Below are 23,791 nucleotides of genomic sequence, written 5' to 3'. Positions count from 1 at the left end.
CGGAGGGCGAGCCGATCCGCCCAGGACCTCAGCTCGTGTCGAGTACGGCCGAGGCCACGGCGTCCGGGCGGTCGAACATCACCAGGTGCCCGGCCGGAGCCGTGGTGCGGAAGTCGGCGCCGAGCAGCGCCGCGAGTTCCCGCTGCTCGGCCAGCCAGGCCTCGGTGCGGCGGGTCCGGCAGCCGTCGTCGGCGGCCAGCACGGTGACCGGCAGCTCCTCGGGCAGCGGCCGGGTGCGCCGCAGCCCGTCCAGCTCGGCCGCCACGTCGAGGTAGCGCGCGTTCTCCCGCAGCAGCGCGCGCAGGGCCCGGCCGGTGCGGTAGCAGTGCCGGACCAGCGGTGCCGGGGCGAGGTCCTCGCGGCGGACGGTGGACAGCCGGGCCGCCATCCGGCGGGCGGTCGGGCCCAGCAGGTACGGCACGGCGAGGGCGGTGGCGGCGCCGGCCGCCGCCCGGGCCGCCAGGTCGCGCGCGCCGGGCGCCGGGTACGGCCGGGCCGCCGGTTCGACGCTGCCGTCGACCAGGACCAGCCCGGCGGTCCGCTCCGGGTGCAGCCGGGCGAAGGCCTCGACGTGGAAACCGGCGAGCGAGTGGCCGACGACGGTGCAGGGCTCGCGCAGCCCGAGGCCGTCCAGCACCACCCGGATCCGCCCGGCCTCGCCGGCCGCCGTCGGGGCGGGCCGCCCGGTGGCGGGCTCGGCGGCGCTCAGCCCGTAACCGGGCCGGTCGAAGCGGACCACGGTGCGGTACGGGGTGAGGAAGGGGACGACGAGGTCCCAGTCGAACCAGCTGCTGCCGAGGCCGCCGCTGAGCAGGCAGACCGGGCCGCTGCCCTCAATGCGGACGTGCAGCGGGACGCCGTCGATGCGCAGGAAGCACGCCCGGGTGCCGGGGTCGTCGGGCCGGCGGGGGTCGCCGGGGGTGTGCGGGCCTCCGGGGGTGCCGGGGTCGCCGGGTGCGGTCATGTCGGCCTCCGTTCCGGGAGCGGCCCGGCCTGGTGGCGCTGCTCCGGCCCGTCCGGCCGGGCGGACGTGGTGGACCGGGCGGACGCGGTGGACCGGGCGACGCCCACCGCCAGGACGGCCAGCCAGAGCGCGACCAGCAACACCTGCAGCCGCTGGCCGGCCCCGAGCGCCCAGGTGCCGCGCCCGGCCTGGAAGGCGGCGATCGCGGCGAGGCTCCAGGCGGTGGCGAGCAGTTCGGCGCCCAGCAGCCAGGGCCCGAGCCGGCGCACCGGCGGCCACCAGCCGTAACGGCGGGCGGCGACGGTGAGCGCGACCAGCGCGGTGAGCGCCCCGAGCATCGCGAGGCTGCTGGTGACGGCGTGCGTGGTGTGGGTCGCGGGGACGAGCCCGGCGGTCTCGCGGGCCGCGCACATCTCGTCGCTGGTGGGGGTGCAGCTGAGCGGCAGCCGGGAGTCGGCGGCGGTCGCGGCGCCGAACAGGCCCAGGGCGGACCAGCCGGCGAGCGCCCAGCGGCCGCGCCGGGAATCCCCGGCGCGGCCGGTGGCGGGGCCGCCGGTGAGGCCGCTCGCGAGGGCGGTGCCGGCGGCGGCGAGCAGGCAGAGCCCGGCGGCCAGGTCGGTGGCCCGGAACAGGCCGCCCAGCGGCTGGTCCTCGGCGGCGAGTTCGCTGACGTACGCCTGCACCGGGTCGAGGCCGGTGCTCAGCACGACCTCCAGCACCCAGGCGGTGTACGCCACGGCGCTGAGCAGCAGCAGGGCGGCGACCGTGGTCCGCGCGGTGCGCTGTCCTGGCTGGGGGCTGGGCACGGTTCCACCCTAACCAGCGGCGAACTCCAGCCCAACCGGAAGGAAAGGGACGGATCGGACGCCGGTCGACCGGGGCGGTTCGAGGCACCCCTCGGGACCGTGTATTGTTTTCCAGGTCAGCAGGCGCCGCTAGCTCAGTTGGTTAGAGCAGCTGACTCTTAATCAGCGGGTCCGGGGTTCGAGTCCCTGGCGGCGCACAGACATTGGGGAGCCTCTCGCACTGCGAGGGGCTCCCCGATTTTTTGGCCTTCGACGTCCGATTTGCGTGTGATGTCGGTCTCGATCGCCGATCCGACGGAGCCATCGGGCCCGTCCCGCTCGTCCAGGGCAGTAGAACCGGAATCGGGACAAAGGTCCCCACCGCCGATGCCCCCACCCGCCGATGCCCCACGCCCGTGCAGGCTGCTTCGGTCCGCCCGCAGGAAAGGCCGCGCTTTGTCCCGAAACGCCCAGAGCGGCCGTCGCACGCCGTCGATCAGTCTCCGGCCGGTCAAGCGGTTCAAGCGCCCCACCGGCGCGGCCGGTCTCGCCGGTGTGTCCGGTGTCGCCGGCGGGTCCGGCGGCTCCGGCGGGTCCGGCGGCAGGAAGCCGCGCCGTCCGAAGCGCACCGGCTGGCGTCGGCTGATACCGACCTGGCGGATGACCCTGCTCGGCTTCGCCTCGGCGCTGCTGCTCGGCATCGGCCTGTTCGTGCTGGGGATCACGCTGGTGAAGGTCCCGGACGCGCACGCCGCCGCGACCGCGCAGAGCAACACCTGGCTCTACTCGGACGGTTCGGTGATCACCCGCACCGGCCAGACCAACCGGCAGAACGTCACCCTGGACAAGGTCTCCCCCGCCGCCCAGCACGCCGCGCTGGCCGCCGAGGACCGCAACTTCTACAACGAGGGCGCGGTCAACATCCAGGGCCTGGTCCGGGCCGCGGTCAACACCGCCCAGGGCCAGGGCACCCAGGGCGGTTCCACCATCACCCAGCAGTACGTGAAGAACACGTACCTGAGCCAGAAGCAGTCGGTCACCCGCAAGGTGAAGGAACTCTTCATCGCCATCAAGGTGGACGCCACCGAGAGCAAGGACGACATCCTCTCCGGTTACCTGAACACCTCCTACTACGGCCGCGGCGCCTACGGCATCCAGGCCGCCGCCCAGGCCTACTTCGGCGTCGACGCCTCCGCGCTCTCCCCTGCGCAGGGCGCCTACCTGGCCACCCTGCTGAACGCGCCGAGCGCCTACGACGTGGCCACCGCCACCGAGGCGGGCAAGCAGAACGCCGTCAACCGCTGGAACTACGTGCTGGACGGCATGGTCAAGGAGGGCTGGCTCCCCGGCGAGGAGCGGGCCAAGACCACCTTCCCGGACGTCCGGGACCCGCAGCCGAACCCGGGCCTGTCCGGCCAGGCCGGCTACCTGGTGAACGCGGCCACCCAGTACCTGACCTCGAACGGGGCCATCAGCGAGACCGAGCTGGCCAAGGGCGGCTACACGATCAAGCTGAGCATCGACCCCGGCCGCCAGCAGGCCATGCAGGACTCCGTCCAGGCGCAGCTGCGCGACACCCTGAACCCGGACAAGCGGAAGAAGGACGCGGCCGCCCAGGCCGGCGCCGTCTCGGTGGACCCGAAGACCGGTGCCATCGTCGCCCTGTACGGCGGCGTCGACTACGTGAAGCACTACGTGGACAACGCGACCCGGCGCGACTACCAGGCCGGTTCGACCTTCAAGGCGATCGCCCTGGCCGCCGCCTTCGAGAACGACGCCAAGACCCAGGACGGCCGCACCGTCACCCCGCGCACGGTCTACGACGGCACCAGCGGCCGGAAGGTCCGCGGCGGCAAGGGCACCCCGTACGCGCCGCCGAACGAGGGTGACAAGAGCTACGGCCAGATCACCCTGCAGCAGGCCACCGACTGGTCGGTCAACTCGGCGTTCGCGCAGCTCGCGCAGGACACCGGGCTGCAGAAGGTCCGGGACACCGGCATCGCGCTGGGCCTGCCCGGCACCACCCCGGGCCTCGACCCGGTCCCCTCCATCCCGCTGGGCGCGGCCACCCCGAGCGTGCTCGACATGGCCGGCGTGTACGCCACGCTGGACAACGGCGGCAAGCAGATCACCCCGTGGCTGGTGCAGTCGGTGGACCGCGACGGCGAGGCCGTGTCGCTGCCCGCGCACAAGACCACCCAGGCGGTCAGCGCGGACACCGCCAACCAGGTCACCTCGATGCTCCAGGGCGTGGTGAACGACCCGGGCGGCACCGGCTGGCGGGCCAAGTCGCTCGGCCGCCCGGTGGCGGGCAAGACCGGCACCACCGACGACCAGAAGTCCGTCTGGTTCGTCGGCTACACCCCCGAGCTGGTCACCTCGGTCGCGCTGTTCGGCCAGGACCCGGGCACCGGCGCCCAGGTCAGTCTGAGCGGCGTCGGCGGGATCGACGGCGCGGCGGGCGGCCAGTACCCGGCGCAGATCTGGACCGGCTACATGAAGGCCGCGCTCAAGGGCCAGCCGGTCAGCGACTTCCCGACCCCCGCCGACGGCGGCGACTCCTCGGGCGCCACCGACCTGCCGACCAGCCCGAGCACGCCGAGCGGCACCCCGTCGACGGGCGCCCCCACCGGCGGTCCGAGCAGCGGCGCCACCACCCCGCCCGGCGACGGGTCGGGCTCCGGCCCGACGTCGCCGTCGGACGGCACCGGCGGCGGGGCCACCACGGCACCGACGGCTCCCGCGACCACCCAGCCGACCACCCAACCCACCTCCCGGCCGACCGGGCGACCCACCACGCGGCCGACTCCGACCACCCAGCCGACCACGGACCCGACCTCGCAGCCGACCACCCAGCCCACGGGCGCGGCGGGCGCTCTCACGGGGGCCGGGGCGGGGACCTCGTCGCAGTCCGGGGGCTGACCTGCGGGGAGGCCGTTGACCGGCCGATCGGCGCGGTTGATCGGCGCGGTTGATCGGCCGGGTTGGTCGGCCCGGTTGGTCGGCCCGGTTGGTCGGCTGGGTTGGTCGGCCCGGTGATTGCGCCACTGCGCACAGTTCAGTGCAGGACCAAATGCCGAAATGGCGCCTTACCGAAGTATCGGTATGACTGTCACAATGCGGCGGTGCACAGATCAACGGCCCCGTCCACCCTCCCCTCGGGCAGAACCCTCGGCCTCAGCCTCGCGCTGGTCTCCGCCTTCGCCTTCGGCGGCTCCGGTACGGCGGCCAAGCCGCTGATCGAGGCCGGTCTCTCCCCGCTGCACGTGGTGTGGCTGCGGGTCACCGGCGCCGCCGTGGCCCTCCTCCCGATCGCCTACCGGCACCGGGACGCCGTACTGCGCCGCCCCGGCCTGCTGCTCGGCTTCGGCCTGCTCGCCGTGGCGGGCGTCCAGGCCTGCTACTTCGCGGCGATCTCCCGCATCCCGGTCGGCGTCGCCCTGCTCATCGAGTACCTCGGGCCGCCGCTGCTGATCGGCTACGTCAAGTTCGTCCAGCGCAAGCCGATCAGCCGGGGCGCGGCCATCGGCGCCGGCGTCGCGGTGGCCGGCCTGGCCTGCGTGGTCGAGGTCTGGAACGGCCTGAGCTTCGACGCCCTGGGCGTGCTGTTCGCCCTCGGCGCGGCCTGCTGCCAGGTCGGCTACTTCGTGCTCGCCGACGCCGGCCGCCACGGCGAGCGCCCGGTCGACCCGCTGGCCGTCAGCGCGTACGGGCTGCTCATCGGCGCCGTCCTGCTCACCGCCGTCACCCGGCCCTGGCAGGCCGACTGGGGCCCGCTCGGCGGCGACGTGGTGATGAACGGGCACACCCTGCCCGCGTTCGTCCCCGCCGTGTGGATGGTCCTGATCGCGACCGTGCTCGCCTACCTGACCGGCGTGATCTCCGTCGGGTACCTCTCGCCGCCGGTCGCCGGAGTGGTGGCCAACCTGGAGGCCGTGGTCGCCACCGTGCTGGCCTGGGTGCTGCTCGGCGAACACCTGGGGCTGCCGCAGATCGCGGGCGGTCTGCTGGTGCTGGCCGGGGCCTTCGCGGCTCAGGCGAGCACGTCGGGAGCGGAGGAGAAGGCCGGGGTCGCGGTGGACGCGGATCCCGTCCGTGCCGCCTCCGACGGGGCCCGCGACGGCTCCGACGGGCTTCGCGACGGGTCCGACGGGGCCCGCGACGGCCACGGCGCCCGGGAGCGGGTGGCCGCCGAGCGCGCGGTCAGCGGCCGGTCCAGCCGAACCAGTCGAGGTGATTGATCGGCCACACGACGCCCGCCACCGGGCCGACCACGTTGCTCACCGGCACGGCGCCGCCACCGGTGCCGCGCTGGTGGTAGCGGGAGTCGGCCGAGTCGCTGCGGTGGTCGCCCTCGACCCAGACGTAGCCCGCGGGCACCTTCACCGGACCGAAGTCCAGGCCCGCGCAGGAGTCGTCGCCCGCGTGCAGGTACGGCTCGTCCACCTTCCGCCCGTCGACGCTCAGGGTGGTGCCCTCGCACTGCACGGTCTGGCCGCCGGTCGCGATGACCCGCTTGACCAGGTAGTTGTCGTCCTTCGGCGGCACCAGCCCGACGAAGCTGAGCGCCGAGCTCACGGTCTTGGTGAACGGGTTCGGGTCGGTGGGCTGCGGCGGCAGCCAGCCACCCGGGTCCTTGAAGACCACCGGCTGCCCCGGCTCCGGCTCCCAGCCGGTCAGCGGCGCCAGCTTGTTCACGCCGACCCGGTCACCGATCCGCAGGGTGTTCTCCATCGAGCCGGACGGGATGGAGAACACCTGGAACAGGCAGGTCTTGATCAGCAGCGCGACCGCCAGGCCGACCACGACCATCGCCGGCAGCTCGATCCACCACGGCCGGGGACGGCGACCCGACCGGCCTGTACGGCCTGTACGGCCCGTCCCGTTCGGGCGGGTGGCCCGGCGCCCGCCCGAACCGCGGGCCCGACGGCGGGCCTCGGCGCGACCGCCGGGTGCCTGGTGAGCGTGCGGGGCGTACGGGGAGTCCTGGGCATGCGGGGCGTGCGGGGCGTCCTGGGTGGCGGAATCGTCGGGAGCTCCGCTGGGCGTTGCGGGCAGGTTCACCGCCATCGTCGCTGCTCCACCTCTCCGGCTGGGGAAACCTGCACGCTACGCCAACCGTGGAGCCTGGCGAAATCGGGCATTTAGCCGTCACCGACATCGGCGGGTGCCTGCGCCGCGCTCCGAAAGTGCCCCAGGAGTGCGACCGGGAAGGCTCCGAGATCGCTCCGGAACCGTATCCAGGGGCCCTCCGGACTGGGCTCCCCTTCCCTCCGGCTCCCCCTCAGGTGCCGCGGCTCCCCCTTCAGGCGCGGGCGATGGCCTCGTGGTGCCGGATGACCTCGGCGATGATGAAATTCAGGAACTTCTCAGCGAAGACCGGGTCGAGCTTCGCCCCGGCGGCCAGTTCGCGGAGCCGCTTGATCTGGTCCCGCTCGCGCGCCGGGTCGGCCGGTGGCAGCTTGTGCTCGGCCTTGAGCCGGCCGACCCGCTGGGTCGCCTTGAACCGCTCGGCCAGCATGTGGACCACCGCGGCGTCGATGTTGTCGATGCTCTCGCGCAGGCTGGTCAGCTCAGCCCGTACGGCGTCGTCGATCCCCTCGGACAGGCCGGCGTCGGGGGTCGTGGAGTGGTCCGTCATCGGGGCGGCTCCCGGTGTCTGCTGGGTGGGCGCCCGACCGTACGCCGGCCGGGCTCGGGCCCGGGCAAATCTAACAGGGCCCCCGCTCGGGCCCCGCACCGTTGAGCTGATCCGTCCACGATCCGGACAGCCGGCGGTGCCCTCGGGCACCCCGCCGGCACCCGGCGCCACCAGGGCCGTCGGGCGTCGTCCGGCGCGGCGTGACACGCCGGGCCGGGCAGCGGGTTGCCCGTAGGCTGGTGCGTGCATGACCGGAAGTGACCGTTGAGCAGTCCCCCAGTAATGGAGGTACCGATCGTGGCAACCACCCGCACCGCTCGTACGGCCTGGGAGGGCAACCTCCTCCAGGGAAAGGGCCAGACGACCTTCGTCTCGTCCGGGATCGGCACGTATCCGGTGTCCTGGCCGGCCCGCGCCGAGCAGGCCAACGGGAAGACCAGCCCTGAGGAGCTCATCGCCGCCGCCCACTCGGCCTGCTTCTCGATGGCCCTCTCGGCCGGCCTGTCCGGCGCCGGCACCCCGCCCACCACGCTGGACACCCAGGCCGATGTCACCTTCCAGCCGGGCGAGGGCATCACCGGCATCCACCTGACCGTCACCGGCGACGTGCCCGGCCTGGACGAGGCGGGCTTCGTCAAGGCCGCCGAGGACGCCAAGGCCAACTGCCCGGTCAGCCAGGCCCTGACCGGCACCACCATCACCCTCACGGCGAAGCTGGCCTGACGCCCCGGCATCTTCCTCCACCGCCTCCGCTTCGTCTGCGCCTGTCCCACCCCGGCGCGCAACCGGCGCCCAGGGGCGCGGCTTCGGCGCACGCGCCCCTGGCGCACATCTCATGATGTGCACCGGGGGCGTCCGCACGTACCGACACCCATGATCACAAAGCGGGCGAATCACCCTGGCGGCGGTCACGGCGCGTTGCCGTCGCGGCCTATGATCGGCCGAAGCGCCCTGTCCTTCACGCGGGTCCCCACGCGACAGCGCCCCACGGCGGGCGCACCGCAGCGGACCGACTCCGAGGACCACGACAGAGCGCGGAGCCGGCCGCCGGAGTCCCGACTGACCGGCCGAACCATCGTCAAGCGTCAGCAGCGGACGGGAGCATGCCGTGCCGGGCCAGAACGAGGGGGCCGACGCGCACCACCCGGGCGTGCGGCACGAGGGATCACCACACCACCACCTCGCCGCGCCGATCCTCGACCCGGCCGCCGGACCGGTCTCCGGTTCCGCCGCTGGGCTGGTCGCCGGTTCCACTACCGCCCGCGGCGCCTGCGGGACGCTGGAGGAGCCCGAGGTGCTGCTCTGCCCCACCTGCTCGGCGCCACTCACCGACGGCACGCACCGGGGCGCCACCGACGGGACCGACCGGGCGGACGGCGGCCCCGACCGGCTGCTGGCCGCGCTACGGGCCAGCGAGTCCCGGTTCCGGGCCGCCTTCTGCGACGCGGTCATCGGGATGGCCCTGATCGATCCCGAAGACCGGATCATCGAGGTCAACCCCGCCTTCGCCGCCCTGATCGGACGGAGCGTCGGCGAACTGGTCCGCACCCACCTGCACGAGATCATCGACCCGGAGGGCATGCCGGCCCGGCTGTTCCCCGAGCTCGTCCACGGTGAGCGGGAACGGTTCCGCGTGGAGAAGCAGCTCAAACACCGTGAGGGCCACGAGGTCTGGAGCAAGGTCACCGTCTCGCTGATCCGGGACGGCGCCGGGCAGCCGCTCTACACCCTCGCACTGGTGGAGGACATCACCGAGCAGCGCCGGCTCGGCGACCGTCTGGAGTACCAGGCCCAGCACGACCCGCTGACCCGGCTGCCCAACCGGGCCTACTTCTTCGAACGGCTCGACGCCGCCTGCCTCACGGTGACCGAGGAGCCCACGCGTGGCGCAGCCGCCGACGGGAGCCGCCGGGTCGGTGTCTGCTACCTGGACCTCGACGGCTTCGCGGCGATCAACGAGGCCCTCGGCCACCACATCGGAGACCAGCTGCTGATCGCCGTCGCCGCCCGGCTGCGGCGCGGGCTCGACGGGCACGACACCCACCTGGTGGCCCGGATGGGCGGCGACGAGTTCGCCGTCCTGGTCACCGACAGCCTGGGCAGCGAGCAGCTGACCGAGCTGGCCGCCCGGATCCTGGAGGTGCTGGAACGTCCCTTCGACATCGCCGGGCACCGGCTGGTGATCACCGCCAGCGTCGGCGTGGTCGAGCGCTCCGTGCACGAGACCACCCCGACCGACCTGGTCAAGGACGCCGACGCCACCCTCTACTGGTCCAAGGCCGACGGCCGCGCCCGCTGGACCCTCTACGACCCGGACCGCGGCGCCCACCAGCTCACCCGCCAGCTGCTCGCCACCGCGCTGCGGCCGGCCCTGGAGCGCGGCGAGTTCACCATCGAGTACCAGCCGCTGGTCGGCCTGGCCGACGGCGCCGTGCACGGGGCCGAGGCCCTGGTCCGCTGGCGCCACCCCCGCTACGGGACGCTCTCGCCCGACCGGTTCATCCCGCTCGCCGAGGAGTCCGGCGCGATCGTGCCGCTCGGGAAGTGGGTGCTGGAGGAGTCCTGCCGCCAGGCCCGGCAGTGGCTCACCGAATTCCCGGACACCGAGACCTTCGTGAGCGTCAACCTGGCCGCCCGCCAGATCTGGGACTCCGACGTCGTCGCCGACGTCGCCCGGGCCCTCGAACACACCGGCCTGCCGGCCCGGCTGCTCCAGCTGGAGATCACCGAGAGCGCCCTGCTCGGCCCCGGCGGGCGCCCGCTGCAGGCCCTGCAGGCGCTCGCGGACATGGGGGTGCGGATCGCGATCGACGACTTCGGCACGGGCTACTCCAACCTGGCCTACCTCTCCCGACTGCCGGTGCACGTGCTGAAACTGGACGGCACCTTCATCGAAGGCTTCCGCGACCCCGCCCCCGCGGACCGCCCCGGCCTCCCCGAGCTCGGTACCCGCCGCAGCGACGCCGACGAGCAGATCGTCGGCGCGATGGTGCAGCTGGCCCACGCCCTCGGCCTGACCGTCACCGCCGAGGGCATCGAGAGCGCCGCCCAGGCCGAGCGGCTGCGGCTGACCGGCTGCGACACCGCCCAGGGCTGGTACTTCGCCCGACCGGGCGAGGCCGCGCTGGTCGCGGCCATACTCCGCGAGGGCCGCCCCGCCCTGGACGGGCGGTAGCGGCCGCCGTCGGGCCCCGGGCCTCGGTCGGGCCTCGGTCGGGCCGTACGCCTCCGCGATCAGGCCGTGGCCGTGGCAGTGGCTGTCAGGCAGTGGCCGTCAGGCGGTGGCTGTCAGGCGGTGGCCGTCAGGCCGTACGCCTCGGCGATCAGGCCGTAGGAGCGGAGGCGGGCCTCGTGGCCGTGGATGTGCGAGGTGACCATCAGCTCGTCCACCCCGGTCCGCTTGCGCAGGGCCTCCAGTCCGTCGGCGACCCGGCCCGGGTCGCCGAGCACGACGTTGTCGAGCCAGCTGTCGATGAAGTCCGCCTCGGCCGGGCTGTACGGGTACTGCTCGGCCTCCTCCGGGGTGGGGATCGGGCCCGGATTGCCGCGCCGCAGCCGGAGCATGCCGAGCGCGGCGGAGCGGGCGAGGCGGCGGGCCGAGGGCTCGTCGTCGGCGGCGACGGCGCTCACACCGATCAGCGAGTACGGCTCGGCGAGCACGGCGGAGGGGCGGAAGGACGAGCGGTAGAGGTCCAGGGCCGGGAGGGTGTTGGCGCTGCTGAAGTGGTGGGCGAAGGCGAACGGGAGGCCGAGGCGGCCCGCGAGTTGGGCGCTGAAGCCGGAGGAGCCGAGCAGCCAGACCGGCGGGCGGCCCTCGCCCTTGGGCACCGCGGTCAGCCGGGCGTACGGGTGCCCGGCGGGGAAGTCGCCGTCGAGGAAGTGGGTCAGCTCGGCGAGCTGCTGCGGAAAGTCGTCCGCGCCTTCGGCGTTGCCGCGGCGCAGCGCGCGGGCGGTGGCCGGGTCGGTGCCGGGGGCGCGGCCGAGCCCGAGGTCGATGCGTCCGGGGTGCAGGGCTTCCAGCAGGCCGAACTGCTCGGCGATGGCCAGCGGGGCGTGGTTGGGGAGCATCACGCCGCCCGAACCGAGCCGGAGCGTCGTGGTGTTGGCCCCGAGGTGGGCGATCAGGACGGCCGGGGTCGAGCTGGCCACCCCGGGCATGCCGTGGTGCTCGGCCACCCAGAAGCGGTGGTAGCCCCACTGCTCGGCCTTGCGGGCCAGAGCGGTGGTGGCCGTCAGGGCCTCGGCCGGCGTGTAGCCGACGCCGACGGTGGCCAGGTCGAGGATCGAGAGCGGAGCGGGCGCCGCGCCGCGGGCGGTGCCCCGGATCGCCGCGCCGGCCGCCGGCTCGGTCCCGTGCTCCTGCTGGTCCTCGGTGGTCATGCCGTCCGCCCTCCTGGCTGTCCTTGAGCCGGCCTTCGTGTGGCGATCGCACGGGTCCGGGTGGGCCCGGCGGTCGCTGCTGCCGACCCGGGTCAACCACGGCCGGGGGCTCGCTGTTCCCGGGGGCCGGGTGTCGTTCGGTTCCGGTCCGGGCGCGTTTCGGCCATTCCGTTCGGGGCTACCGACCGACCGTTCGGCTGACGGAAAGCCATCGGACGGACACGGCTGGCGACTTCACGCCAGCGCCGGAAGTCGCCAGCGCCGGGGCTCGCGACGGCGGCCGGCGTCCGGCAGTCTGGTGATCAGGAGCGGATCGCCGAGCGGGGTCCGCACTCCACCAGCAAGATCGTCGGGCTGGACCAGCTCCGAACGATCACTGCGAGCCCCCGGCGCGGCACCCCGCCCCGGGGGCTCGTTCGATGTGCGGCAGCCTTCCTCCACAGGGGACGCCCCCCTGTGCCACCGGCCCGCGCGTGCGGCCCGGCAGCGCGACCGGCGGCCGGAACCCGCGGTCGTGATCTGCGGCATACCGGGGTGCTTCATGGCATGAAAAATCGAGGCGCTAGCGTTGACCCCTACAGCCACCTGCTCGCTCGGGCGGCGTGGAGGGAGTAAGGGCCTTGAACTTCGTGGCGGCGATCGGATCCTCGTGGATCTGCGCCCTGGCTCTGTTCGCCGTGCTCGGCGACGCCCTCCTCCCCTTCATTCCCAGCGGGACGCTGGTCATCCTGGCCGTACTCAAGACGGCGCAGATCAACGGGGCCCCGCTGCTGCTCGGCCTGGGCGTGGCAGTGGCCTCCTTCCTGGGCGACGTCCTCCTGCTCCACCTGGCGCGGCGCGGCGCCCCCATGCTGCACCGCCGGCTGGCCCGGCGCCCCAAACTCGCGGCCAGCGTGACCCGGGTCCAGGAGGCCCTGATCGAACGTCCGCACGGCGCCGCCGCCGCGATGGTGGTGATCGCGCGGTTCGTCCCGGCCGGACGGACCGTCCTCGACGTGGCCATCGGCCACTCCCCCGCCCATCCGCACCGCTTCCTGCACTGGTCGGCGCTGGCGGCACTGATCTGGGCCGCCTACATCGTGACGCTGGGCTGGCTGAACAGCCACTGGTTCAACACCGCCTGGCTGAGCCTCGTGGTCTCCTGCGCGGCGGCCACCGCGATCAGCACCGCGATCGCGCGGATGGTGCGCCGCAACCGGCGGCTTGCCGCGCTCTGACCGGCGCACTCCGGAGGGCCGCCTTCGCCGGACCTCTGCCTTCGGGCCGCTCCGCCCATCAAGGGGCAAAAGTTTTCCCAAAAGGGCGATCAACCGGGCCGAACGCTGACGAACCCCCACTGAACCCGGGCAGACCGGCGGTACCGTACTGCGCGGGCCGCGAGGAGTGCGAAGCGTCACAGGACGGCAACAGACGCCGAATCCGTGCAGCCCAGCCGGACGCGCCCTACGTGTTGAGAGTCGTCGGAGCTCGGCGACCTTGGAGGCCGTCGCAGCAACATGGCATGCTAACGGCGGAATACTCATCAATTGCCCGATTTGACCGGTGCGGCCGCGGACCGCCCTCACCACCGGCATCGGCACCCAGGGGAGACCATGACCAGCATCTCGCGCAGGACGGTGCTCAGTGCAACCGCTGCGACCGCAGCCCTCGGCGCGGTCTCGGCCTGCTCCAGCGGCGGATCCGGTTCGGGCCAAGGCTCCACCTCTCCCGGTTCCGGCGGCACGGGTGCCACCCAGGGCGGCAACACCGGCGGCCCGGCCCCCGTGGTGCCCAAGGGCACCCCGATCGGCGACGGCTCCAACGCCGACACCGGCCCCCAGCCGAACCAGCCCAAGCCCGAGAAGCTCAAGCCGGGCGAGCGGCCGCCGCAGTTCGTGGTGTTCTCCTGGGACGGCGCGGGCGGCACCGACGACGGCCAGTTCCCCCGCTTCCTGAAGCTGGCGGAGCAGTACAAGGCCACGATGACCTTCTTCCTCTCCGGGATCTACACCCTGCCCAAGGGCAAGGCCGAGCTGTACCACCCGCCGAAGCACTCGGTCGGAGCCTCCGACATCCCGTACCTGTCGGACGGCGCGGTCAAGAGCACGCTCAAGCTCATCAGCCAGGCCTGGCTCGCCGGACACGAGATCGGCACCCACTTCAACGGGCACTTCTGCTCCAGCCGCCCGGACAAGAACGGGGTCAACATGTGGACCCCGGAGGACTGGCAGAGCGAGATCGACCAGGCCATCGGCTTCGTCACCCAGTGGCGGACCAACACCGGGTTCACCGACGTCGACCCGCTCCCCTTCGACTACAAGAAGGAGCTCATCGGCGGCCGCACCCCGTGCCTGGAGGGGCAGAAGGCGCTGCTGCCGACCATCGCCAAGCTCGGCTGGAAGTACGACGCCAGCTCCTCGGGCGGTCTTCAGATATGGCCGCAGAAGGTGCAGGACGGCAAGGTGTGGGACTTCCCGCTGCAGTCCATCCCGTTCCCCGGGCACACCTTCCAGGTCCTGTCGATGGACTACAACATCCTGGCAAACCAGTCCAGCGGCAGCACCAAGGGCGACCCGGCCAAGTACAACGACTGGCGCACCCAGGCCGCGAACTCCTACCTCGCGGGCTTCGAGCGCGCGTACAACAGCAACCGCGCGCCGTTCTTCGTCGGCAACCACTTCGAGCAGTGGAACGGCGGCATCTACATGGACGCCGTCGAGCAGGCGCTCAAGGAGATCGCGGGCAAGCCGGACGTCCGGCTGGTCTCCTTCAAGCAGCTCGTCGAGTGGCTGGAGGTGCAGGACCAGTCCACGCTGCGCAAGCTGCGCTCGCTCAACGTCGGGCAGGCGCCGGCGGGCGGCTGGGAGAGCTTCCTCGGCACGGCCGGCTGACGCACCGAGGGGCGGAGGCCCGCTCCCGGCCGGGAAGGGTACGGCCGGGAGCGGTAGGGCCGGGGGCGGTAGAGCCAGAGGCGGTACGGCCGGCGGGTGTTCGAACCCCGCCGGCCTTCGCCGTTCCCGGGCCGGGCCGGGCCGGACGGGCCTGGCCGGCTACCCCGCGGCGGGGGCGTCCGCGAGCAGGCTGCGGACGATGCGGTCGGCACCGGCCTCGCCCGAGAGGATCGAGTAGTGGTTGGTGCCAGGACCCTCGCACCCGGGCCAACGGCCGGATCGCCCTTCGGGGTTGGTCCGGCCGTTCTCATGCCGAATTCGCCGCAATAGCATCAATGCCCGCCACATTGGCCGGGAACCGTGGCATCTTCATGCTTGTGCGGTGAGCATCGCTCGGATTGGTTGCGATCACCGTGACGCTCGGGGAGAGTTGAGGAAGTCAAGGTCCCACGCGCCCGGAGGGGAAACCGGAAAGCGCATCGGGATCCGGCATTCGAGACCGCCGTACGGGCGCGCGACCGAACCGGGCGCACAGGTCGCACACACTGGATGCGTAGGACGACAGCCCCGGAAACTGCCTGGAAACCGCAGTTCAACAGGGGTTTTCCACCCGGACGGCGCCCAGGTCGGGACAACGCAAAGCCGAGCAATGCCCAGCAGAGCCGAGCAGCGAAGCAAGGCGCGGAACTCCGGGGGGAGCAGCCATGACCACGCCGTTCACACGGCGAAAGAACGCCGGAACGGCCCGCGGGCGAGGTACCGGGAGGCTCGACGAGGCCGCCGCCCTGAGCGAGTTACCGATACCCGAAGCCCCGTACGACTACGGCCACTTCAGCCGTCTCGCCGGCCCGGCGCACGACCCGGACGAGGACGACGACGACCTCGGCGGCGGGGTCTACTGCCCCGAGCCTTCCGGCCACCACCACGGGCCCGGGGCCCAGCCCGAGCCCCTCACCGAACCCGAACCCCCCGCCGCCCCCTACCGCGTCCGGTACCGCAGCCTGCTGCGCCGCGAGCCGCACCGGATCCGGGCCGTCCTGCTGCTGACGGCCGCCCCCGTGGTGGAGGCGGTGCTGCTGATCTGGCTGCTGCTGCCGGAGCACTGGCCGGAGCGGCTGGACGAGACGAACCCCCTGGTGCTGCTCGGCGACAAGGTGATGATCGGGATCATCGCCGTGGTCGAGGTGTTCCGGCTGGTCAACGTGGTCTCCAACACCCACGCGACCCTGGTCGCCCGCGATCCGATCCCCGTGACGCCGGAGCCGGGCACCCGGGTCGCGTTCCTCACCACCTGTGTGCCGGGCAAGGAGCCGCCGGAGATGGTCCGGACCACGCTGGCCGCGGCCCGCGCCGTGCGGCACGACGGACCGTACGAGATCTGGCTGTTGGACGAGGGAAACGATCCTGCAATGCGGGCGCTCTGCGCCGAGCTCGGCGTCCGCCACTTCACCCGCGCCGGGCGGCCGCACTGGAACCGCCCCAAGGGCCGGTTCCGGGCCAGGAGCAAGCACGGCAACTACAACGCCTGGCTCCAGGCGCACGGCGACGACTACGACTTCTGGGTGTCCGTCGACACCGACCACGTTCCGCTGCCGGACTTCTGCGAGCGCATGCTCGGCTACTTCCGCGACCCCGACGTGGCATTCGTGGTCGGGCCCCAGGTGTACGGGAACTACCGCAGCTCCGGCTCGGCCGTCACCACATTCTCCGAGAGCCAGCAGTACCTCTTCCACGCGCTCATCCAGCGCGCCGGAAACCGTTACGGCGCGCCCATGTTCGTCGGCACCAACAACGCCGTCAGAATCCGCGCGCTCCAGTCGATCGGCGGGTTGTACGACTCCATCACGGAGGACATGGCGACCGGCCTGGAGTTCCACCGGAGCCGGAACCCGGAGAGCGGAGAACGCTGGAAGTCCGTGTACACCCCGGACGTGCTCGCGGTCGGCGAAGGCCCGTCCTCCTGGACCGACTTCTTCTCCCAGCAACTGCGCTGGAGCCGGGGCACCTACGAGACCCTGCTCACCCAGTACTGGCGGATATTCTGGCAGCTCTCGCCGGGCCGGCTGCTCAACTACTCGCTGATGGTGGGCTTCTACCCGATGGCCGCGCTCACCTGGCTGCTCGGCGGTCTGTCCAGCGTGCTCTACCTGGGCTTCGGCGCCTCGGGCGTCCACGTCTCCTCCGAGATCTGGATGATGCTCTACAGCGACGCCGCCGCGCTCCAACTCCTGCTCTACACCTGGAACCGCAAGCACAACGTGAGCCCGCACGAGCCGGCCGGCTCCTCCGGGGTCGCCGGAATGGTGATGTCGGCACTCTGCGGCCCGATCTACGCGGCCTCGTTGCTGCAGGCGCTGGTGCGCCGCCGCAGCCGTTTCGAGGTGACACCGAAGGGCCGCTCGGCCAGCACCGACCGTCTCGGCACCTTCCGCTTCCACCTGTTCTGGACGCTGGTGTTCGGCGGCGCGCTCACCACCTCCCACTTCACCGGCTACGACCACGTCGCGATGCGCACCTGGGCCTGGATCGCCCTGGCGCTGACCCTCCTGCCGATCCTGATCCTGGCCGGTGACGCCGTACGCCGCCGCCGCACCCGGCCGTCCGCCACCCTCACCGTCACCGGCGGCCCCGCGGCGACCCCGAACGTCCTCCTGGAGAAGCGCCGTCCGCGCCACGCCCGCGACCCCCGGGCGGTGCCGGCCGCCGGAACCGGACCGCACGCACGGACGGCACCGGAGCAGCCGCCGTTCACCCTCCCCGCACCCGACCGGGCCGGGAGCGGCACCCCCATCCACTGAGGGAGCAACCACCGTGAGGATCCACCAGACCGGCCGCACCAAGCGCCTCGCCCTCGGCAGCACCGTCGCGCTGGCGGTGGCCGGGATGAACGCGCCGGCCGTCCTCGGCTTCGCGAACCAGCAGTACCACCACTACGTGATCAACCGCCCCGAGTACAAGGCGCAGTACGGCCACTGGCAGACCCTGACGCTGCCCGCCGAGTTCCGGGTCAACGCCGTCCACGCCACCCTGCTGCGCACCGGCAAGGTCCTGATCGTGGCCGGCTCCGGCAACGACGAGAAGCAGTTCAACGCGGGCACCTTCAAGAGCCTGCTCTGGGACCCGGCCAAGAACACCTACAAGCTGATACCCACCCCGGCCGACATGTTCTGCGGCGGACACACCTCGCTGCCGGACGGCCGGGTCCTGGTGGCCGGCGGCACCCAGCGGTACGAGAAGCTGACGGGCGTGGTGAAGAAGGCGGCCGGCGTCATGCGGGTGCGCAACGAGAGCCCGGAGCGCGACCGGGCCCTCCCGAAGGGCACCGTGTTCGTCGCCCCGAACGGCCGCGAGTACGCCAGCACCGTCCCGGTGACCGTCCCGGCCGCGACCAAGAGCGGCTCCGGCCCGCAGACCGTCGTCACCGCCGGCGAGCAGCACGTGTTCGTGGAAGCGGTCGGCACCGGACCCGACTACGTCGCCGGCTCCCCCGCCCAGTACCGGGTCAAGGGCCTGAGCGGCGCCGACGCCCACAACCTCTACGGGCAGAGCGACAAGCTGACCCTGGACAAGCAGGAGTACCAGGGCATCCGCTCCGCCTTCGAGTTCAACCCGGACACCGAGCTGTACGAGCCGGTCACCGACATGGCCTACGCCCGCTGGTACCCGACGCTGACCGGGCTCGGCGACGGCCGGGTGGTCACCGTCTCCGGGCTGGACGACACCGGCGAGATCCTCAACGGCAACACCAACGAGGTCTACGACCCGAAGAACAAGACCTGGGCCAAGGCACCCGACCACTACTTCCCGACCTACCCGGCGATCTTCCTCACCGCCTCCGGCAAGCTCTTCTACTCCGGCTCCAACGGCGGCTACGGCCCCGCCGACAAGGGCCGCGAGCCCGGCGTGTGGGACCTGTCGGACAACAGCTTCCAGCCCGTCCCCGGCCTGCGCGACCCGGGCCTGACCGAGACCTCCTCCTCGGTGCTGCTGCCGCCCGCGCAGGCCCAGAAGGTGATGGTCCTCGGCGGCGGTGGCGTCGGCGAGTCACCGCTGTCCACGGCGCGCACCGACATCGCCGACCTCTCCGCCGCCAGGCCCTCCTTCACCCCGGGCCCGGACCTGCCGGCCGGCGGCACCCGCTACCTCAACAGCGTGATCCTCCCGGACGACACCGTCTTCACCACCGGCGGCTCCAGCGGCTACCGCGGCCGGGGCGACAGCGACCTGCTCAAGGCGCAGGTGTACCACCCGGATTCCGGCAGCTTCACCACCGCCGCCGAGCCGGCCGTCGGCCGCGACTACCACTCGGAGGCACTGCTGCTGCCCGACGGTCGGGTCGCCGTGCTCGGCTCCAACCCGCTCTTCGCCGACAAGGCCGAGACCCAGCCCGGCGGCTTCGAGCAGCGCATCGAGATCTACACCCCGCCCTACCTGTACCGCGGCGGCGACCGCCCGCAGGTGGGCACCGCGCCGCAGGCGGCGAAACTCGGCGGCACCGTCAGCGTCGGCACCTCCCGGCCGGACGCCGTCGCCACGGCCAAGCTGATCCGGCCGAGTTCGGTCACCCACGTAACGGACGTCGAGCAGCGCTCGGTCGCCCTGGACATCACCGCACGGACGGCGGACGGCGTCTCGCTCACCCTCCCCGGCAACCCCAACCTGCTGCCGCCGGGCTGGTACATGCTGTTCCTGACGGACACCGCCGGCACCCCGTCGGTCGCCCGCTGGATCCAGGTCACCGCGTGAGTCGGCGAGCCGGCGTGTCGGTGAGCCGGCTGCGTCGCCGAGCCGGCGACCCTGTCCGGTGCATCGCCGAGCCGGTGAGCCGGTGACCGTGTCCCGGCGCGCCGGGATCCCCGGCCTCAGCGCGCCGCCTGCGCCAGCCCGAGCGCGTACGGCAGCCAGAACTCGCCCGCCCGGGGCTCGCCGCGGCCGCAGTCGCCGTCCGACTCCCCCGGGTTCTTGATCCACAGGTAGGCGTCCACCCCGGCCCGGCCGGTGTCGGCGGTCGGCCGCTCGCCGAGGGCGCGCCCCGGCGGGTTGCACCAGGAATCGCCGCCCAGCGCGCCGTTGCCGCTGCGGCTGGTGTCGATGACGAAGTGCTTGCCGCCCAGCGCGGCCGAGAGCCGGGCGCCGTACGCCGCGTTCCGGTCGGTGTCGTAGAAGTTGGCGACGTTCACGGCGAAGCCGTCCGCGGCGGCGATGCCCGCCTTGCGCAGGGCGGCGGCCAGCTCGTCCGGGTCCTGCGCCCAGCCGGGGTTGCCCGCGTCCAGGTAGACCCGGACGTTCGGGCGCTTCTTCAACTCCTGCACGGCGAAGGCCAGCAGGCCGTACCGTTCGGCGGCCAGGTCGCCCTTGATGCCGCAGTTGTCCAGGGTGTGCGCGACGGCGTCCGGCTCCAGCACCACCCAGGCCCCGCGGTCGCCGAGGGCCTGCCCGACATCGGTGATCCAGGCCCGGTAGGCGGCGGCGTCGGGGGCGCCGCCGGCCGAGTACTGGCCGCAGTCCCGGTGCGGGATGTCGTACGCGACGAAGACCGCCGTCCGGCCTGCCTCGGCGGCCCGGCGGCTCACCTGCTCGGCGATCTCCTTGGCGCCCTGCTCACCGAGCCACTGCGAGGAGGGCTGGGAGGCGATCCGCAGCAGCGTGTCCGCCTCCGCCGTCCGGCCCTGACCGCGCAGCGCGGCCACCTGCCGGGCAGCGTTGGTCCGGTCGGAGACGTAGAAGGCCTGTCCGGGCAGTTGGGCAAGGCCCCCGGGCCCGCCGGCAGAGCCGGCTCCGCCGGAGGCTGAAACGCTGGAGGAGGAGGGCCCGGCGCCCGTACCGCTGCCGCCGCCCGTACCGCTACAGCCGGACACCGCCACCAGCACCCCGGCCAGCGCCGCCCCCACGGCCCACCGCGAGGCCCCCGCCCTCGCCCACCGAAACGTCGTCGCCCGCCTCAGCCCGTGCACGTACCGCCCCTCCCAGGACCGGTCCGACGACCGGACGGCACCAGCTAAGCACACCGGGGACCGGCCAACGGCCACCAGCGGTGAACGCCAAGTGGCCGTGGGTGAACGGGAGATCGAACCCGCCCGGCCCACGGCCACCCGACATCAGGACCCGCCCCCGACGGGCCCCGGCCCCGAACTCAGGCCTGCTTCAGGTTGGGCACCTGCCAGTCGATCGGCTCGCCGCCGAAGCTGTCCAGCGCGGCATTGATCTGCGAGAACGGACGGCTGCCGAAGAACAGCTTGGCGGACAGCGGCGACGGGTGCGCGCCCTGCACCACCACGTGCCGCTCGGTGTCGATCAGCGGGAGCTTCTTCTTCGCGTAGTTGCCCCACAGCACGAAGACCACCGGCTCCTCGCGCTCGCTCACCGCCTTGATCACCGCGTCGGTGAACTTCTCCCAGCCCTTCGCCTTGTGCGAGTTCGCCTCGTGCGCGCGGACCGTGAGCACCGCGTTGAGCAGCAGCACACCCTGCTCGGCCCAGTGCATCAGGTAGCCGTTGTCCGGGGCCGGGACGCCCAGGTCTGCGTCCAGCTCCTTGAAGATGTTGCGCAGCGACGGCGGCGTCTTGGTGCCGGGCAGCACCGAGAAGCTCATGCCGTGCGCCTGGCCGTTGTCGTGGTACGGGTCCTGGCCGAGCACCAGCACCCGGACCTTGTCGTACGGAGTGGCCTCCAGCGCGGCGAACTCCTGGCCGCTCGGCGGGAACACCTCGTGCTCCGCGCGCTGGGCGGCCACGAAGGCCGCCAGCTCGGCGAAGTACGGCTTCTCCGCCTCGGCACCCAGCACCCCGCGCCAGGACTCGGGCAGCTCCAGCCCGCCGCCCCCGCCGGCCTCGACCACGCCCGCCTCGACCGTGTCCGTCACGACATCTACCTCCCACACCGCGGCTGCTGCGCCGCACGCCCTCTTTCACCCCGAACGCTACACAGGCCCACCGACAACTCACTCCACAGGAGCGGACGCGGGCGCCGGAGCAGCGGCGGGAGTGGGAGTGGGTACGGGAGCAGGGGCAACAGTGGCCGCAGGAGCAGGGGCGGCTGCGGGAACCCGGGCGGCGGACCGCGAGGCGCGCTCCACCCGGAGGTGCTCCAGCACGTTGAGCGTCACCAGCAGCACCGCCAGCGTCGCCAGCACCACCAGGGCCGGCAGCCGCACCATCGCGGGCAGCAGCACCAGCACCACCACCGCCGCGATGATCCGGGTCGTCGCGACCTGACGGAACATCATCCAGCGCGTGTACCCGAAGGTCAGCAGGTACAGTCCGCATCCGCCGTACAGCAGCGTCACCGACCCCGGGCCGAGCGCCCGCCACGGGTCCGCGACCGTCTCCCCGAAGCCGACCGCCACCCCGATCACCCCGGCGACCAGCGCCAGGTGCCCGTACTGGAAGATCCGCCGGACCACGTCCCGGCGCGAGTCGGCGATCACCACCGCGTGCCGCATGGCGTCGGCCGCGTACACGAAGTACTGCCACCACAGGCCCGCCGAGATGGTGAACGCGACCGCGACGGCCGCGAGTTCGGCCCCGTCCAGCCGGGCGGAGGCCGCCGTGCCACCGATCCCGACGATCGACTCGCCGAGTGCCACCAGCAGGAACAGCGCGAACCGCTCCGGCATGTGCGCCGGGTGGTAGGCGACCCTCGCGAGCCGCCGCCGGAACAGCACCGGCGCGCCCAGGTCACAGAGCGCGGCCGTCGCCCACAGCACCAGGCGCGGCCCGTCCGGCAGCAGTCCGCCCGCCACCAGCAGCGGCCCGCTGACCAGCACACCCACCCCGTACGGGCCGCGCCAGACGCCCGGGATGCGGGCCAGCAGGAGCAGCAGCACCACCCGGGCCAGCCAGTACGCGGCGCCGAGCAGCGCGCCCCGCCGGCCGTACGCGCCCGGGATCGCGAGCGCCATGAACAGGCCTGCCAGACCGACCAGCAGGATGCCCAGGCGGTCCCGCACGTTGTCCACGTCCCGGATGTTGGCCTGCACGGTGGTGCCCACCCAGCACCAGTACACCGGCACGAACACCACCAGCGCCCGGACCAGGCCGGCCGCGTCGTGGTGGTGGTGCAGCAGGCCGGAGACCTGGGTGATCGCGAAGACGAAGACCAGGTCGAAGTAGAGCTCCGCCCAGGTGACCCGCTTCTCCTCCGGCCCCGCCGACTCCGGGCCCACCGCTTCCGGGCCCGCCGGTTCGGGGCCCCCTAGCTCCGGGTCCCGTAGCTCCGGGTCCCGTAGCTTCGGGTCCGGTGATTCCCCCGTCGCACTCATCCGCGCCCTGCCTCCCCGCGAGCCGAAACGTACGAAGCGGGGCCCCGCCCCGGCGAACGGCCGGAACGGGGCCCACGACAGCACCGCAGAGGCTAGACCAGCTCGACCAGGTCCGCGATCGAGTTGACCACGCGGGTCGGCCGGTACGGGAAGCGCTCCACGTCGGTGGCGGAGGTCAGGCCGGTGAGCACCAGGATGGTCTCCATGCCGGCCTCCATGCCCGCGACGATGTCGGTGTCCATCCGGTCGCCGATCATCACGGCGGTCTCGGAGTGGGCGCCGGCGGTGTTCAGGGCCTCCCGCATCATCAGCGGGTTGGGCTTGCCGACGAAGTACGGGTCGACGCCGGTCGCCTTGGTGATCAGCGCGGCGACCGAGCCGGTGGCCGGCAGCACGCCCTCGGGGGAGGGGCCGGTCTCGTCCGGGTTGGTGCAGATGAACCGGGCGCCCTGGTTGATCAGGCGGATCGCCTTGGTGAGCGCCTCGAAGGAGTAGGTGCGGGTCTCGCCGAGGACCACGTAGTCGGGGTTGTTGTCCGTCAGGACGTAGCCGGCCTGGTACAGCGCGGTGGTGAGCCCGGCCTCGCCGATCACGTAGGCGGTGCCGTTCGGGCGCTGGCTCTTGAGGAACTTCGCGGTGGCCAGGGCGGAGGTCCAGATGCACTCCTCCGGCACCTCGAGGCCCATCCCGGCCAGGCGGGCGCTGAGGTCGCGCGGGGTGTAGATCGAGTTGTTGGTGAGGACCAGGAAGGGCTTGCCGGACTCCCGCAGCCGGCGCAGGAACTCCTCCGCCCCGGGGATCGGTGTGCCCTCGTGGATGAGGACCCCGTCCATGTCGGTCAGCCAGGACTCAATGGGCTTGCGGTCTGCCACGTGCGTGTCTCCCGAAGTG

Annotated in this window: 17 protein-coding genes and 1 tRNA gene; 9 read left to right on the top strand and 9 right to left on the bottom strand. The window is 72.8% G+C overall.

What is annotated here, in order from left to right; all coding sequences use genetic code 11:
• Positions 1-28: 28 nt before the first annotated feature.
• Entirely contained in the window at positions 29-964 is a 936-nt protein-coding gene (locus tag ACZ52J_RS20440) for an alpha/beta fold hydrolase (protein ID WP_465620520.1), read from the bottom strand.
• Positions 961-1,770 (bottom strand): DUF998 domain-containing protein, encoded by an 810-nt coding sequence (locus ACZ52J_RS20435; RefSeq protein ID WP_465620518.1) that lies wholly within the window; start codon positions 1,768-1,770, stop codon positions 961-963. The genes ACZ52J_RS20440 and ACZ52J_RS20435 overlap by 4 nt, the downstream gene beginning before the upstream one ends.
• Positions 1,771-1,893: 123 nt before the next feature.
• Between ACZ52J_RS20435 and ACZ52J_RS20430 the strand changes: the two genes are divergently transcribed.
• The 3 genes from ACZ52J_RS20430 (at position 1,894) to ACZ52J_RS20420 (ending at position 5,990) form a co-directional block, all read left to right on the top strand.
• A tRNA-Lys gene (locus ACZ52J_RS20430) sits at positions 1,894-1,967 on the top strand.
• Between the two features lie 238 nt (positions 1,968-2,205).
• Entirely contained in the window at positions 2,206-4,671 is a 2,466-nt protein-coding gene (locus ACZ52J_RS20425; protein WP_465620516.1) for a transglycosylase domain-containing protein, read from the top strand.
• Between the two features lie 203 nt (positions 4,672-4,874).
• Positions 4,875-5,990, top strand: coding sequence for an EamA family transporter (locus tag ACZ52J_RS20420; protein ID WP_465620514.1), 1,116 nt, complete (start codon positions 4,875-4,877; stop codon positions 5,988-5,990).
• On the opposite strand, the gene lepB is transcribed toward ACZ52J_RS20420, so the two are convergent.
• A complete protein-coding gene (lepB, locus tag ACZ52J_RS20415; protein WP_465620512.1) occupies positions 5,953-6,819 on the bottom strand; it encodes a signal peptidase I in 867 nt (288 codons plus the stop codon). The genes ACZ52J_RS20420 and lepB overlap by 38 nt on opposite strands.
• A gap of 235 nt (positions 6,820-7,054) precedes the next feature.
• Positions 7,055-7,390 (bottom strand): chorismate mutase, encoded by a 336-nt coding sequence (locus ACZ52J_RS20410; RefSeq protein WP_030060240.1) that lies wholly within the window; start codon positions 7,388-7,390, stop codon positions 7,055-7,057.
• Positions 7,391-7,687: 297 nt separating this feature from the next.
• On the opposite strand from ACZ52J_RS20410, the gene ACZ52J_RS20405 reads away from it, so the two are divergent.
• Together ACZ52J_RS20405 and ACZ52J_RS20400 are read left to right on the top strand one after the other, a co-directional pair.
• Positions 7,688-8,113, top strand: a complete 426-nt coding sequence (locus ACZ52J_RS20405; protein ID WP_465620510.1) for an OsmC family protein — start codon at positions 7,688-7,690, stop codon at positions 8,111-8,113.
• A gap of 571 nt (positions 8,114-8,684) precedes the next feature.
• Positions 8,685-10,565 carry a putative bifunctional diguanylate cyclase/phosphodiesterase gene (locus ACZ52J_RS20400; RefSeq protein WP_465620611.1) on the top strand — a complete coding sequence of 627 codons (1,881 nt, stop codon included), beginning with the start codon at positions 8,685-8,687 and terminating at the stop codon, positions 10,563-10,565.
• A 113-nt stretch (positions 10,566-10,678) separates the two neighbouring features.
• Here ACZ52J_RS20400 and ACZ52J_RS20395 read toward each other — a convergent pair whose 3' ends face one another.
• Entirely contained in the window at positions 10,679-11,770 is a 1,092-nt protein-coding gene (locus ACZ52J_RS20395; RefSeq protein WP_465620508.1) for an LLM class flavin-dependent oxidoreductase, read from the bottom strand.
• A gap of 629 nt (positions 11,771-12,399) precedes the next feature.
• On the opposite strand from ACZ52J_RS20395, the gene ACZ52J_RS20390 reads away from it, so the two are divergent.
• The 4 genes from ACZ52J_RS20390 to glxA all read left to right on the top strand — a co-directional run bounded on the left by ACZ52J_RS20390 (position 12,400) and on the right by glxA (position 19,386).
• Positions 12,400-12,987 carry a DedA family protein gene (locus ACZ52J_RS20390; protein WP_465620609.1) on the top strand — a complete coding sequence of 196 codons (588 nt, stop codon included), beginning with the start codon at positions 12,400-12,402 and terminating at the stop codon, positions 12,985-12,987.
• Between the two features lie 375 nt (positions 12,988-13,362).
• Positions 13,363-14,640, top strand: coding sequence for a polysaccharide deacetylase family protein (locus tag ACZ52J_RS20385; protein ID WP_465620506.1), 1,278 nt, complete (start codon positions 13,363-13,365; stop codon positions 14,638-14,640).
• Positions 14,641-15,344: 704 nt separating this feature from the next.
• On the top strand, positions 15,345-17,438 hold the full coding sequence (locus ACZ52J_RS20380) for a glycosyltransferase family 2 protein (RefSeq protein WP_465620504.1): 2,094 nt from the start codon (positions 15,345-15,347) through the stop codon (positions 17,436-17,438).
• A gap of 13 nt (positions 17,439-17,451) precedes the next feature.
• Positions 17,452-19,386 carry a radical copper oxidase GlxA gene (gene glxA / locus ACZ52J_RS20375; RefSeq protein WP_465620502.1) on the top strand — a complete coding sequence of 645 codons (1,935 nt, stop codon included), beginning with the start codon at positions 17,452-17,454 and terminating at the stop codon, positions 19,384-19,386.
• Positions 19,387-19,502: 116 nt separating this feature from the next.
• On the opposite strand, the gene ACZ52J_RS20370 is transcribed toward glxA, so the two are convergent.
• The 4 genes from ACZ52J_RS20370 to ACZ52J_RS20355 all read right to left on the bottom strand — a co-directional run bounded on the left by ACZ52J_RS20370 (position 19,503) and on the right by ACZ52J_RS20355 (position 23,772).
• Positions 19,503-20,531 (bottom strand): glycoside hydrolase family 6 protein, encoded by a 1,029-nt coding sequence (locus ACZ52J_RS20370; RefSeq protein ID WP_465620500.1) that lies wholly within the window; start codon positions 20,529-20,531, stop codon positions 19,503-19,505.
• A 242-nt stretch (positions 20,532-20,773) separates the two neighbouring features.
• A complete protein-coding gene (locus ACZ52J_RS20365) occupies positions 20,774-21,502 on the bottom strand; it encodes a uracil-DNA glycosylase (RefSeq protein ID WP_360497050.1) in 729 nt (242 codons plus the stop codon).
• Between the two features lie 78 nt (positions 21,503-21,580).
• Positions 21,581-22,900, bottom strand: a complete 1,320-nt coding sequence (locus ACZ52J_RS20360) for a low temperature requirement protein A (RefSeq protein ID WP_465620498.1) — start codon at positions 22,898-22,900, stop codon at positions 21,581-21,583.
• A gap of 92 nt (positions 22,901-22,992) precedes the next feature.
• Entirely contained in the window at positions 22,993-23,772 is a 780-nt protein-coding gene (locus tag ACZ52J_RS20355; protein ID WP_360497044.1) for an HAD-IIA family hydrolase, read from the bottom strand.
• Between the last annotated feature and the right edge of the window lie 19 nt (positions 23,773-23,791).

This window comes from Kitasatospora sp. NPDC034035 (assembly GCF_055575755.1).
Note: the sequence above shows the minus strand (reverse complement) of the source record. Positions and strands in the feature narration are given on the sequence as shown.